Raw genomic sequence first — 13,633 nt, 5'->3', positions numbered from 1 at the left:
AAATTGAATTCAATTTTCTCCTTTTTCAATTAACTAAAATTGTATTAATTGTTATGCGCAACAACTTTTTCTTCTAAATTCTTAACAGAATTAATTTTGCTGTTTGAATAATCTACCTGACAAATATTTTTGTCATTAAAATAAATCCATTTTCCGGTTTTTAATCCGTTTGTGTATTCTGCGATAGCTTTTTTATTTCCATTCTCGTCATAAGATACCCAGACACCATCTAATTTACCTTCTTTAAAAAAGCCTTCTTGTTGTACTTTTCCATTATCATAATAATAAGTAGCTCTCACTTTGTTTCCAACAGCTTCTAATTCAGGTTTTGTCTCTTGTGCAACTAAAATTCCAGAGAACAATATTGCAACTAAAATTACACACTTTTTCATATCTTTAGGTTATTAATGTTATCAAATCTTTACCAAATATAATTAATTGTTTACATTAAAAAAACTTTTGCTTAACAATTTGGTAACATTGAATAAAAACTTAACATTGGAAATCAGCCGCATATAAAAAAACCAATGCTGAAGCATTGGTTTTACTGGTGTTTTTAGAAAATTGCTAAAATTACGATAACGTTGTAATTTGAAAGAATTACTTCAATAAAGCATCTAATTGTGTTTGCAATTCTGGCGATGATGGTCTATCAGCATCAGGGTTTAAAATGTTTCCCTTAGGATCAATCAATATAAATCTTGGGATTCCGGTTACACCATAACTTGTTACAAACTCAGATTCCCAATCTTTATCTGCAAATAACTGGATTCCGCCTAAATTTTTATCAGCTACAAATTTTTTCCATTTCTCATTGTCTTTTGCTTTGTCGATTGAGATACTCACAAATTCAATATTTTTCCCATGGTATTTCTCCTCTATTTTTTGTAAAAAAGGAATTTCAGCCCTGCATGGCCCGCACCAGGTTGCCCAAAGATCTATGTAAACATATTTCCCTTTTAAATCTGAAAGTTTTGTTTTTCCGCCTTTATAATTTTCATAATCAAAATCAGGTGAAGGCTTTCCTTTAAGTTTATTTGTTTGTGCATTGCTTTGATAAGCCTGGGCTGCATACTCATGAAATTGTGAGAACGCACTTTTTACAGCAGTTTGAAATTCTGCATCATATTTTCCTTTTTCAAGAGTTTCATTATCCCACTTTTTCTTTGCTTCCAAAAGTGCAGCAAATTCTGCTTCATCTTTAGTAAAAGCTTCGTTTTGAAATTTTTCATTATTTAAAGAGTAAAGTGCCAGAAAATTGCTTTCATCAACACCTTTACCTTTATATGCAATCGTTTCATCAAATTGTTTCGCATCCATCGTCAAGTTTATTTCTGAATTTGGTTTTAAGTACAAACTCGAAACTTCATGACCATCAGAAAATTGATAAAACCCTTTTGGAGCTTCAAAAGTGGCTGCAAAAACACCCTTTTTATCAATTGGAATAATCTGTGTGAAATTATTTGCACCGCGAATAACTAAGGTATCGCTATTTCTATTCGCAATTTTAGCCGTAAATTTAATTTGATTCTTTGTTTGGGCATTAACGTTAAAAATGCTCAGCATAATCAAAGCAAAAAGAATAACTTTTCTCATAATTGACAATTTATTTAGATAGATCAAATCTAAAGAAATTATAGATGAGAAAATTAGGCATTAACAAAATATTTCAATTTTATAAGCATCAAGTTATTACTTTACTATATTAATTTGAATTTTGTGTTTACTTTTGCAGTCTAAATTTTGATCAATGTATAGAAGTCATAATTGTGGCGAGTTAAATGCCTCAAATATTAATACCGAAGTTACACTTGCAGGCTGGGTTCAGAAATCACGAGATAAAGGATTCATGAATTGGGTTGATTTACGTGACCGTTACGGAATTACACAGCTTATTTTCGACGAAAGCCGTACCGATAAAACCGTTTTTGAATTGGCAAAAACCCTGGGAAGAGAATTTGTAATTCAGGTAAAAGGAACTGTTATCGAGCGTGAAGCAAAAAACAAAAACATTCCAACTGGTGAAATTGAAATTTTAGTTTCTGAATTAACTATTTTGAATTCTGCTTTAACACCTCCATTCACCATTGAAGACGAAACAGACGGTGGAGAAGATATCAGAATGAAATACCGTTATTTGGATATCCGAAGAAATCCGGTTAAAAACAGTTTATTATTCCGTCACAAAGTGGCAATGGAAGTTCGTAAATATTTATCTGATTTAGATTTCTGCGAAGTTGAAACGCCTTACTTAATCAAATCGACTCCGGAAGGAGCAAGAGATTTCGTGGTACCAAGCCGTATGAACGAAGGTCAGTTTTATGCTTTGCCACAATCGCCTCAAACTTTCAAACAACTTTTGATGGTGGGAGGAATGGATAAATATTTCCAGATTGTGAAATGTTTCCGTGACGAAGATTTACGTGCAGACCGTCAGCCTGAGTTTACACAAATCGATTGCGAAATGGCATTTGTGGAACAGGAAGATATTTTGAATGTCTTTGAAGGATTGACAAGACATTTATTAAAAGAAATAAAAGGTATAGAAGTTGATAAATTCCCAAGAATTACGTACGACTATGCCATGAAAACATATGGAAACGACAAACCGGACATTCGTTTCGGAATGAAGTTTGGCGAATTAAACGAATTTGCAAAACATAAAGAATTCCCTGTATTCAATGCAGCAGAATTAGTTGTGGGAATCGCTGTTCCTGGAGCGGGAAATTACACTCGTAAAGAAATTGACGGTTTGATTGACTGGGTAAAACGTCCGCAGGTTGGCGCATCCGGAATGGTTTACGTGAAATGTAACGAAGACGGAACTTATAAATCGTCTGTAGATAAATTCTACGATCAGGACGATTTGGCAAACTGGGCAAAAGCAACAGAAGCAAAACCTGGTGATATGATTTTTGTACTTTCTGGTCCTGCAAACAAAACACGCGCTCAACTTTCTGCTTTACGTATGGAACTAGCAACTCGTTTAGGTTTGCGTAATCCAGAAGAATTTGCACCATTATGGGTAGTTGATTTTCCACTATTGGAACTTGACGAAGAAAGTGGCCGTTACCACGCCATGCATCATCCGTTTACATCGCCAAAACCAGAAGATATGGCATTGTTAGAAACAGATCCGGGAAAAGTTCGTGCAAACGCTTACGATATGGTTTTAAATGGAAATGAAATTGGCGGAGGATCGATTCGTATTCATGATAAAGCAACGCAACAGTTAATGTTTAAATATTTAGGTTTTACAGAAGAAGAAGCAAAAGCACAATTTGGTTTCTTAATGGATGCATTCCAGTTTGGAGCACCACCACACGGAGGTTTAGCTTTTGGTTTAGACAGATTAGTTGCTATTTTAGGAGGTCAGGAAACGATTAGGGATTTTATTGCTTTCCCTAAAAATAATTCAGGTCGTGATGTAATGATCGATGCACCTTCAGCCATAGATGAATCACAATTAAAAGAATTGCATATACAAGTTAAATAAAATGACTACCAAACTAACCAAACCAAACCAAAATTATGAAACTGGTAAAAATTTTAAGTTTGCTGGCGATATTGCAATTCGCCAGCTGTTCTTCAGAGGAAAACGAAGCTGAAAATAATATTCAAAGCTATGACCTGAGCTACATGGATTATTTTAATCGCCAAAATGGATCATCAGGTTCTGTCAAACTAAAATATGATTCGCAAAACAGAATAATTAAAAGAATTGGAGGTCTTATACCACTTCCTACCAGCCTTGGCAACGAAACTTACATCTTTTTCAGTGATGTAACAGAAGATATAGTTTACAATAACAATGAAATTAAAATTACCAGAAATATTCCAAATATCAATTTATTTTTTGAGAGAAAAATTGTAGTGGATAATCAAAACAGGGTCATAAAAAAAATAATTTATAAGGAAGATCCTGAACTTAACGACAGTATATTTTACACTTACAACAATCTGAACCAAATTGATGAAACTTTAAAATTATACGGCAAGCCTCAATATTTATCAAGGTTTTACCAAAAAGCAAAATATTATTACAATCCACAACAAAATCTGGACAGTATTGTTACAGTTAATTATGAGGAAGGACAATATTTTACAGGACCTAACGGAGATAGAACTGTCGAGAAATTTAGCAATTATGACAACACAGCCAACCCACTTAAAAAATTAATAATTTTTGACGAAACCTATTTGCGATCAATATCAAAAAATAATTATGCCAAATATGAGCATCTTAATTATAGGAATAATGAATTAATACAGACAAAAACTTCAAACTATGAATATAAATATGATGCTTCAGGCAACATAATGTATGATTTTGAATGAGATTAATAATTTCAAAAAATAAGTTTACTTCATAAGTTAAGATATAAAGAACAAAAAAGAGCAGCAATTAATTTTGTTGCTCTTTTTGATTACAAAAATTCTGCAAATTATCAAAAAGCTAATTTTTAATAAGTAGTCCGTTTATTACAATAAAACAACTATATAAATTGCTTTATTATTAATAAAAGAATCAAAATTCAGAAATATTCATATGAATTTTAATGTAATTAACATACAGAAATCACTGTAAATCAATAATTTTTAGAAAAATTTAACACATACATGTCTTTTGTATTAGTTAATATGTTACATTTGCTTTATTATAAATTATTATTACAATTACAATGCGTACAGGTACAGTAAAATTTTTCAATGAGTCTAAAGGTTATGGATTCATTACAGACGAAGAAACAGGAAAAGACATCTTCGTTCACGCTTCAGGAATTAACGCGGAAGAATTACGCGAAGGTGACCGTGTAAGCTACGAAGAAGAAGAAGGAAGAAAAGGGAAAGTTGCTGCTAAAGTAGCAGTAATCTAAGAAAAATATAGCAATTTATTTTTTTTGCCTCTGAATGGTTAAACGTTTCGATTTATTTCGAAACGTTTTTTTTTGCATACTTGTTAAAAAAATGCAAAACTCTGACCTTTTATTTATAATCAATAAAAATTACATACAAACCATATTATGCACTATCTTAAATCATTTTTTAGTTTGTGATTTACAGAGTTGAAAGCTATCTTTGTGACTATTTTTTAAGTAAAAACCCTAAGTTTTATGCAATCTGATCAATACAGCTATCTTCCTATCTTAATGCAGCTTATACTGGCTGTTGGTTTTGTAGTGGGAACTATCATTATTTCCGGAAAATTAGGTCCAAGAAGAACCTCAGAAACTAAAGATAAAAACTTTGAATGCGGAATCGAATCAGTTGGTAATGCCCGTATTCCGTTTTCAGTAAAATATTTCCTTGTAGCCATTTTATTTGTTCTGTTTGACGTAGAGGTGATTTTCCTTTATCCTTGGGCAGTAAACTTTAAAGAATTAGGAATTGAGGGAATGCTGAAAATGATTGTTTTCATGGCTTTGCTTTTAGTTGGCTTTTTCTACATCATTAAAAAGAGAGCTTTAGACTGGGAATAACAAACATTGATTCTAAATTATAAATGCTGAATTATAATTATTTGAACAATCAAAATTTATAATTCAAAATTCAAAATAACAAAAATGAGCGATTCAAATGTAAATATGGTTGCCCCTCCTGAAGGTGTTGTTGGTGAAGGTTTCTTTGCCACAAAACTAAATGACGTTGTAGGTTTGGCACGAGCGAATTCTCTTTGGCCATTGCCTTTCGCAACTTCATGCTGCGGAATCGAATTTATGGCAACTATGGCTTCACATTATGATTTGGCAAGATTTGGTTCTGAACGTGTGAGTTTTTCTCCCCGTCAGGCTGATATGTTAATGGTAATGGGTACAATTTCTAAAAAAATGGCACCCATTTTAAGACAGGTTTACGAACAAATGTCTGAACCTCGTTGGGTAATTGCAGTTGGAGCCTGTGCTTCATCAGGTGGGATTTTTGACACTTACTCTGTTTTACAAGGTATTGACAAAGTTATTCCGGTTGATGTTTACGTGCCGGGATGTCCTCCAAGACCGGAACAAATTGTTGACGGTGTAATGAAACTTCAGGAATTGGTAAAAAACGAATCTGTGAGACGAAGAAGCTCTCCGGAATACCAGGAATTATTAGCTTCCTATAATATCTCATAAAAATGGCTTTAGAAAATACACTGATCCAGGAAAAACTTGTACAAACATTCAATACTGATGTTTTCAACTTTCACGAAGAAAGAGATATTTTTACTTTAGAGGCTTCAGCTGATAAAATTACAGCACTGATTCTTTTCCTGAAAAATGACGCTGATTTGCGTTTTCACTTTTTAACTGATTTATGCGGTATTCACTACCCGGATAACGAATCAGAACGTCAGTTTGCCATTGTATATCATCTGCATAACTGGTACGAAAATAAACGTATCAGAATTAAAGTGTATCTTAATGGTGAAAAACCGGAAATCAAAACCATTTCAAATATTTTCTTAAGTTCGAACTGGATGGAAAGGGAAACATATGATTTCTTTGGGATAAACTTTATTGGTCATCCGCAATTGAAACGTATTTTGAATATGGATGAAATGGTGTCTTTCCCTATGAGAAAGGAATTTCCAATGGAAGACAGCGGAAGAACAGATAAGGACGACAGATTCTTTGGAAGAACAACAACAAATTGCTAAAAAATAAATAATTCAACATTATAAAATGTCAGAACTATTATTATCACCAGAGCATCGATATGCTAAAATAATAAAGGATAAACTAAACGAAGACGGAAGCGAGCTTTCTGTACTGAATTTAGGTCCTACTCACCCGGCTACCCACGGTATTTTTCAAAATATTTTGTTGATGGATGGTGAAAGAATTCTGGAAGCTGAACCAACTATTGGTTACATCCACAGAGCATTCGAAAAAATTGCTGAAAACCGTCCTTTTTATCAAATTACACCTCTTACAGACCGTATGAACTATTGCTCCTCTCCTATTAATAATATGGGATGGTGGATGACATTAGAAAAATTATTAGGTATTGAAGTTCCAAAAAGAGCTCAATATTTAAGAGTTATCGTTATGGAGCTGGCGCGTATTACAGACCACTTAATCTGTAACTCGATTTTAGGAGTTGATACTGGTGCTTATACCGGCTTCCTATACGTTTTTCAGTTTAGAGAAAAGATTTACGAAATCTACGAAGAAATTTGTGGTGCCCGTTTGACAACGAATATGGGTAGAATCGGTGGATTTGAAAGAGACTGGTCACCGGAAGCTTTCAAAAAACTTGATACTTTCCTTGAAGAATTTCCTGTTGCATGGAAAGAATTTGAAAACTTATTCGAAAGAAACAGAATTTTTATTGACAGGACTGTAAATGTAGGTGCAATCTCTGCAGAGAAAGCAATGGCTTACGGATTTACAGGACCAAACTTACGTGCTGCGGGAGTTGATTATGACGTTCGTGTTGCACAGCCTTACTCCTCTTACGAAGATTTTGATTTTATTGTTCCTGTTGGAAAATCAGGTGACACTTACGATCGTTTCTGTGTTCGTAATGCTGAAGTATGGGAAAGTTTAAGCATTATTCGTCAGGCTTTGGATAAAATGCCGGCAGGAAATGAATATCATGCAGAAGTTCCGGATTATTACCTTCCTCCAAAAGAAGATGTGTATACATCAATGGAATCTCTAATTTATCACTTTAAGATTGTCATGGGAGAAGTTCCTGTACCTGTTGCAGAAATTTATCACCCTGTTGAAGGAGGAAACGGAGAAATAGGATTCTATTTAGTTACCGACGGAAGCAGAACTCCATACAGATTACATTTCAGAAGACCTTGTTTTATTTATTATCAGGCCTATCCGGAAATGATCAAAGGTGCTTTATTATCTGATGCAATTGTTATTTTGTCAAGTTTAAATGTAATTGCAGGAGAATTAGACGCATAAAATGAATTATAAATTTTGAATTGTAAATTATAAATGCCGCAAACATTTAAAATTTAAAATTTAAGATTCAAAATAATAAAAAATGGAACGTAAACATTACAAACAAGAAATAAACATCACCGAGGCATTGATGAACCGCATCAATGAACTGATTAGTCATTATCCTGAAGGAAAACAAAAATCGGCTCTATTGCCTGTATTACATGAAGTTCAGGATGCGCATAACAACTGGCTTAGTATTGAACTGCAGGATAAAGTGGCCGAAATTCTTCAAATCAAACCAATCGAGGTTTATGAAGTGGTTACTTTTTACACCATGTTCAACCAAAAACCAATCGGAAAATACATGTTTGAGTTTTGCCAGACTTCTTGTTGTTGTTTAAGCGGTGCCGAAAATTTAATGGATTACACTTCTGAAAAATTAGGCATTAAAATGGGCGAAACAACTCCTGACGGGATGTTTACCATTGCCGGTGTAGAATGTTTAGGTGCCTGCGGATACGCTCCTATGATGCAGTTAGGCGATTTCTACAAAGAAAAACTGACAGAAGAAAAAATCGATCAGTTAATTGCTGATTGTAAAGAGGATAAAATAATATTACACGATAAATAAGATGTCAAAAAAAATATTATTAGACAAAATCAACATTCCGGGTATCAAAACCTACGAAGTGTATCGCCAAAACGGCGGTTATGCTTCTGTAGAAAAAGCTTTAAAAACCCTTACTCCGGATGAAGTTGTTGAAGAAGTAAAAAAATCAGGAATTCGTGGTCGTGGTGGAGCTGGTTTCCCAGCGGGAATGAAATGGAGTTTTATTGATAAAAAATCAGGAAAACCAAGACATTTGGTTTGCAACGCCGACGAATCTGAACCAGGAACTTTCAAAGACCGTTATTTGATGGAATTTATCCCTCACTTATTGATCGAAGGAATGATTACCTCAAGTTTTGCTCTTGGCGCAAACCTGTCCTACATCTACATTCGTGGAGAATATATGTGGGTTTTCAAAATTTTAGAAAAAGCAATCAACGAAGCAAGAGCTGCGGGTTGGTTAGGAAAAAATATATTAGGTACAGGTTACGATTTAGACTTGTATGTTCACTGTGGAGCTGGTGCTTATATTTGCGGGGAAGAGACTGCACTTATTGAGTCACTGGAAGGTAAAAGAGGAAATCCTCGTATTAAACCACCATTTCCTGCAGTTTCAGGACTTTGGGCAAATCCAACAGTAGTAAATAATGTTGAAACGATTGCTGCAGTACCATGGATTATCAATAATTCAGGTGATGAGTATGCTAAAATCGGTATCGGGCGTTCTACTGGAACAAAATTAATTTCGGCTTCGGGACACATTAAAAATCCGGGAGTTTATGAAATTGAATTAGGCTTAAGTGTTGATGAATTCATGAATTCTGATGAATATTTAGGCGGAATGTCTTCCAGCAGACCTTTAAAGGCTTTGGTTCCGGGAGGTTCTTCTGTGCCAATTTTACCAGCTGAATTAATTTTCAAAACAGCCAATGGTGAAGACCGCTTAATGTCTTACGAATCTTTAAGTGATGGTGGTTTTGCTACCGGGTCAATGTTAGGTTCAGGAGGATTTATCGTTTACAACGACACATCCTGTATCGTAAGAAACACCTGGAATTTTGCCCGTTTTTACCACCATGAATCCTGCGGACAATGTACTCCGTGCCGAGAAGGAACTGGCTGGTTAGAAAAAATATTACATCGTATTGAAAACGGTCACGGCCGTGAAGAGGATATCGAATTGTTATGGAGTATTCAAAGCAAAATCGAAGGAAATACGATTTGTCCGCTTGGAGATGCGGCTTCGTGGCCGGTAGCAGCAGCTATCCGTCATTTTAGAGATGAATTTGAATACCATGTTCGTTTCCCTGAAAAAATAAAACACAGAGATCATTTTGTTGCTGAACCGTTTTCGCAAGTAAAACATCTGGTTGGCGGTAAGGTAATCATATAATAAAAATATAAAGAAGTACGAAGTTATATAGTATTAAAAGGACAGCAAATCTTTTGAATATCTAAACTTTCGGCATTCAAATCATTAAGAGAGATGAAAGTAACCATAGACGGTCAAAGTATTGACGTAGAACCAGGAACTACCATCCTGCAGGCGGCGCGTATGATTGGAGGAGATTTAGTTCCGCCAGCCATGTGTTATTACTCCAAATTAAAAGGGAGCGGTGGAAAATGCCGCTGCTGTTTAGTTGAAGTTTCAAAAGGAAGTGAAGCGGATCCAAGACCAATGCCGAAATTAATGGCATCTTGTGTAACCGGCTGTATGGACGGAATGGAAGTAAACAGCAAATCTTCTGACCGCGTAACAGAAGCCCGCAAATCTGTAACTGAATTTTTATTGATCAATCACCCTTTAGACTGCCCTATTTGTGATCAGGCGGGAGAATGTGATTTGCAGAATTTAAGTTTCGAACACGGAAATCCAAAATCACGTTATATCGAAGAAAAAAGAACATTTGAACCAGAAGATATTGGTCCGAATATTCAACTGCATATGAACCGTTGTATTCTTTGTCAAAGATGTGTACAAGTTGCAGATCAATTGACCGACAACAGGGTTCACGGCGTATTAGATCGTGGAGATCACGCAAATATTTCTACTGGAATCTCCAAAGCAATAGATAATGAATTCTCCGGAAACATGATTGATGTTTGTCCTGTTGGAGCTTTGACTGACAAAACTTTCCGTTTTAAATCAAGAGTCTGGTTTAACAAGCCTTATAATGCGCACAGAGAATGTACTACTCCCGGATGCTGCGGTAAAACTACCGTTTGGATGTTTGGAGGAGAAATTCAGCGTGTAACAGGTCGTAAAGACGAGTATCATGAAGTAGAAGAGTTCATCTGCAACAGCTGTCGTTTTGACCATAAAAATGTAAATGACTGGGTGATTGAAGGACCAAGAGAATTTGAAAAAGATTCTGTAATAAACCAAAATAACTACACTCAAAAACTAGAGAAAGTACAAATCGATACCGAAAAGAATATTCTTTTAGGAAGAGATATTGACCGTAAAAAAATCAGTATGGCTGAAATTCCGTTAAACACTAACGACAAAAATTCTTAACAATGGTAGATAGTGCATTTATTATAGAAAAAAGTGTTGTTATTGTTGTGGTTTTTGCCATAACTATGATTATGGCGATGTATTCTACCTGGGCTGAGCGTAAAGTAGCTGCTTTTCTTCAGGATCGTGTGGGTCCAAACCGCGCCGGATGGGGAGGTTTATTACAGCCTCTTGCTGACGGTTTAAAATTATTCTCGAAAGAAGAATTTTTCCCGAATACACCAAACCGATTTTTATTTGTTGTAGGACCGGCAATTGCCATGAGTACAGCTTTGATGACCAGTGCAGTTATTCCGTGGGGAGACAGGTTGCATTTATTTGGAAGAGATATTTTATTACAGGCTACCGATATCAATATTGCTTTATTATATTTCTTCGGGGTTGTTTCTGTTGGGGTTTACGGAATTATGATTGGTGGATGGGCATCTAACAATAAGTTCTCTTTGATGGGAGCGGTTCGTGCGGCTTCTCAAATGGTTTCGTATGAAGTTGCAATGGGATTATCGATGATTGCTTTGTTGATGATGACCGGAACTTTGAGCTTAAAAGAAATCTCTGAGCAGCAGGCCGGAATAAACTGGAATGTTTTTTATCAACCATTATCTTTCCTTATTTTCCTTATTTGTGCTTTTGCTGAAACCAACAGAACGCCTTTTGACTTAGCAGAATGTGAATCTGAGTTGATTGGTGGTTACCATACGGAATATTCATCCATGAAAATGGGATTCTATTTATTTGCTGAATATGCGAATATGTTTATCTCTGCTACTATTATTTCAGTATTGTTCTTTGGAGGGTACAATTATCCGGGAATGCAGTGGATGGTAGAAAATGCAGGTGTAAACATTGCTAACATATTAGGAATTGTGGTTTTGTTCGCTAAAATATGTTTCTGGATCTTTTTTTATATGTGGGTTCGCTGGACGATTCCGAGATTTAGATATGACCAGTTAATGAATTTGGGATGGCGAATTTTGATTCCGCTTTCAATTGCAAATATTATTGTTACGGGAATTGTAATTTTAAGACACGATCTGGCTGCCTTCTTAGGATTCTAAGAACCGTAATGCCCTAGCCCTGATAGCAGCGGCATCCTTTTATGGTGGGGTTCACCATAAAAGATATAGCGGATAGCAGGATTAGCTACTAAATAAAAAACGAAATAGATTGGATTTGGTCCTAATCATCAAATTGAATCACAAATTATACTTTAAATGTCAATAGAAACTATATCATTATCGGGTAGAAAAAAAGTGGTCTCTAACAAAGAGATGACTTTTTGGGAGCGATTGTATCTTGTGGCGATTGTAAAAGGTTTATTAATTACCATTAAACACTTTTTCAAGAAAAAAGCTACCATTCATTACCCTGAACAGGTTCGTGAAATGAGTCCGGTTTATCGTGGCCAACATATGCTGAAACGTGACGAACAAGGCCGTGAAAACTGTACTGCCTGTGGTCTGTGTGCTTTATCATGTCCTGCTGAAGCCATTACAATGAAGGCAGCCGAGCGTAAAGCTGATGAAAAGCATTTGTACAGAGAAGAAAAATATGCTGAAATCTACGAAATCAATATGCTTCGTTGTATTTTTTGTGGACTTTGTGAAGAAGCTTGTCCAAAAGATGCTATTTATTTGACGACTTCAAAAGTATTAGTTCCTTCTAGTTATGAAAGAGAAGATTTCATTTTTGGAAAAGACAGATTAGTGATGCCGTTGGAAATGGCGATCAAAAATGCTCAACTTAATAATGCTAACTAAATGATACATATTCCTGATTTTGCACACGCAACTACTGTACAAGTTATATTTTGTTTCTTAGCGTTTATCACGGTAATTACTGCCTTTTTGACCATTTTTAGCAGAAACCCAATTCACAGTGCTATTTATTTAGTAATCTGTTTCTTTTCGATTGCAGGTCACTATTTATTATTAAATGCCCAGTTTTTGGCTATCGTACATATTATTGTCTACTCTGGTGCGATTATGATTCTGTTCCTGTTTACCATCATGTTGATGAATCTGAACGAACGCCATCAGGTACACAAACCAAGGATTACACGTTTGGGTGCGATTGTTTCTTTCTGTCTAATTGTTATTGTATTAATTACTATTTTCATTAACTCAAAACCAATTGTTGGCGAATATGACTCAACCGGAGAAGATTTCCAGTCTATTAAAGTGTTGGGTAAAATATTACTGAACGAATATATGGTTCCGTTTGAATTTGCCTCTATTTTGCTTTTGGTAGCAATGATTGGAACAGTATTATTGTCTAAAAAAGAAAAATTAAATAAATAATGGGTAATATATTAAATCAAATAGGTATAGAAAACTACATCTTTTTAAGTGTTGTACTTTTTTGTATTGGTATTTTTGGTGTATTGTACAGACGAAATGCAATTATTGTTTTTATGTCTATTGAAATCATGCTGAATGCGGTAAACCTTTTATTTGTGGCTTTTTCTACTTATCATCAGGATGCACAGGGACAGGTTTTTGTGTTCTTTTCGATGGCAGTTGCTGCGGCTGAAGTTGCGGTTGGATTGGCTATTTTAGTTTCGATCTTTAGAAATTTAGGTTCGATTAGTATCGATAATTTAAAAAATTTAAAAGGATAAAC

The 13,633-nt window shown here is 35.0% G+C and carries 16 protein-coding genes; 14 read left to right on the top strand and 2 right to left on the bottom strand.

Going from position 1 to position 13,633, the window contains the following annotated elements; genetic code table 11:
• Positions 1-44 precede the first annotated feature (44 nt).
• Both OZP09_RS13825 and OZP09_RS13820 read right to left on the bottom strand, forming a co-directional pair.
• Entirely contained in the window at positions 45-392 is a 348-nt protein-coding gene (locus tag OZP09_RS13825; protein WP_269234323.1) for a toxin-antitoxin system YwqK family antitoxin, read from the bottom strand.
• Positions 393-600: 208 nt separating this feature from the next.
• Positions 601-1,596 carry a TlpA family protein disulfide reductase gene (locus OZP09_RS13820; protein ID WP_269234322.1) on the bottom strand — a complete coding sequence of 332 codons (996 nt, stop codon included), beginning with the start codon at positions 1,594-1,596 and terminating at the stop codon, positions 601-603.
• Between the two features lie 154 nt (positions 1,597-1,750).
• Between OZP09_RS13820 and aspS the strand changes: the two genes are divergently transcribed.
• From aspS to nuoK, 14 genes are all read left to right on the top strand, one after another.
• Complete coding sequence (gene aspS / locus OZP09_RS13815) at positions 1,751-3,496, top strand: aspartate--tRNA ligase (RefSeq protein ID WP_269234321.1); 1,746 nt, start codon at positions 1,751-1,753, stop codon at positions 3,494-3,496.
• Positions 3,497-3,531: 35 nt separating this feature from the next.
• On the top strand, positions 3,532-4,338 hold the full coding sequence (locus OZP09_RS13810) for a hypothetical protein (protein ID WP_269234320.1): 807 nt from the start codon (positions 3,532-3,534) through the stop codon (positions 4,336-4,338).
• A gap of 344 nt (positions 4,339-4,682) precedes the next feature.
• Complete coding sequence (locus OZP09_RS13805; protein ID WP_007137066.1) at positions 4,683-4,877, top strand: cold-shock protein; 195 nt, start codon at positions 4,683-4,685, stop codon at positions 4,875-4,877.
• 237 nt (positions 4,878-5,114) lie between these two features.
• Entirely contained in the window at positions 5,115-5,480 is a 366-nt protein-coding gene (locus OZP09_RS13800) for an NADH-quinone oxidoreductase subunit A (protein ID WP_223681338.1), read from the top strand.
• 84 nt (positions 5,481-5,564) lie between these two features.
• Positions 5,565-6,113, top strand: coding sequence for an NADH-quinone oxidoreductase subunit B (locus OZP09_RS13795; protein WP_163391742.1), 549 nt, complete (start codon positions 5,565-5,567; stop codon positions 6,111-6,113).
• 2 nt (positions 6,114-6,115) lie between these two features.
• Positions 6,116-6,637, top strand: coding sequence for an NADH-quinone oxidoreductase subunit C (locus tag OZP09_RS13790; RefSeq protein ID WP_269234319.1), 522 nt, complete (start codon positions 6,116-6,118; stop codon positions 6,635-6,637).
• Positions 6,638-6,662: 25 nt separating this feature from the next.
• Positions 6,663-7,901, top strand: a complete 1,239-nt coding sequence (locus OZP09_RS13785; RefSeq protein WP_223681336.1) for an NADH-quinone oxidoreductase subunit D — start codon at positions 6,663-6,665, stop codon at positions 7,899-7,901.
• Between the two features lie 82 nt (positions 7,902-7,983).
• Positions 7,984-8,514 (top strand): complex I 24 kDa subunit family protein, encoded by a 531-nt coding sequence (locus OZP09_RS13780; RefSeq protein WP_269234318.1) that lies wholly within the window; start codon positions 7,984-7,986, stop codon positions 8,512-8,514.
• A 1-nt stretch (position 8,515) separates the two neighbouring features.
• Complete coding sequence (nuoF, locus tag OZP09_RS13775; protein WP_269234317.1) at positions 8,516-9,886, top strand: NADH-quinone oxidoreductase subunit NuoF; 1,371 nt, start codon at positions 8,516-8,518, stop codon at positions 9,884-9,886.
• 93 nt (positions 9,887-9,979) lie between these two features.
• On the top strand, positions 9,980-11,011 hold the full coding sequence (locus OZP09_RS13770) for an NADH-quinone oxidoreductase subunit G (protein WP_269234316.1): 1,032 nt from the start codon (positions 9,980-9,982) through the stop codon (positions 11,009-11,011).
• Positions 11,012-11,013: 2 nt separating this feature from the next.
• Entirely contained in the window at positions 11,014-12,069 is a 1,056-nt protein-coding gene (gene nuoH, locus OZP09_RS13765; RefSeq protein ID WP_269234315.1) for an NADH-quinone oxidoreductase subunit NuoH, read from the top strand.
• Positions 12,070-12,225: 156 nt separating this feature from the next.
• Positions 12,226-12,771 (top strand): NuoI/complex I 23 kDa subunit family protein, encoded by a 546-nt coding sequence (locus OZP09_RS13760; RefSeq protein ID WP_269234314.1) that lies wholly within the window; start codon positions 12,226-12,228, stop codon positions 12,769-12,771.
• Positions 12,772-13,311 carry an NADH-quinone oxidoreductase subunit J family protein gene (locus OZP09_RS13755; RefSeq protein ID WP_223681330.1) on the top strand — a complete coding sequence of 180 codons (540 nt, stop codon included), beginning with the start codon at positions 12,772-12,774 and terminating at the stop codon, positions 13,309-13,311. It abuts the gene before it with no gap.
• Positions 13,311-13,631 (top strand): NADH-quinone oxidoreductase subunit NuoK, encoded by a 321-nt coding sequence (gene nuoK, locus OZP09_RS13750; RefSeq protein ID WP_017494599.1) that lies wholly within the window; start codon positions 13,311-13,313, stop codon positions 13,629-13,631. Before OZP09_RS13755 ends, nuoK begins: the two co-directional genes overlap by 1 nt.
• Positions 13,632-13,633 lie beyond the last annotated feature (2 nt).

Source organism: Flavobacterium flavigenum (genome assembly GCF_027111255.2).
GTDB classification, from domain to species: domain Bacteria; phylum Bacteroidota; class Bacteroidia; order Flavobacteriales; family Flavobacteriaceae; genus Flavobacterium; species Flavobacterium flavigenum.
The sequence above is the reverse complement of the archived record's forward strand: the minus strand, read 5'-3'. Positions and strand labels throughout refer to the sequence as shown.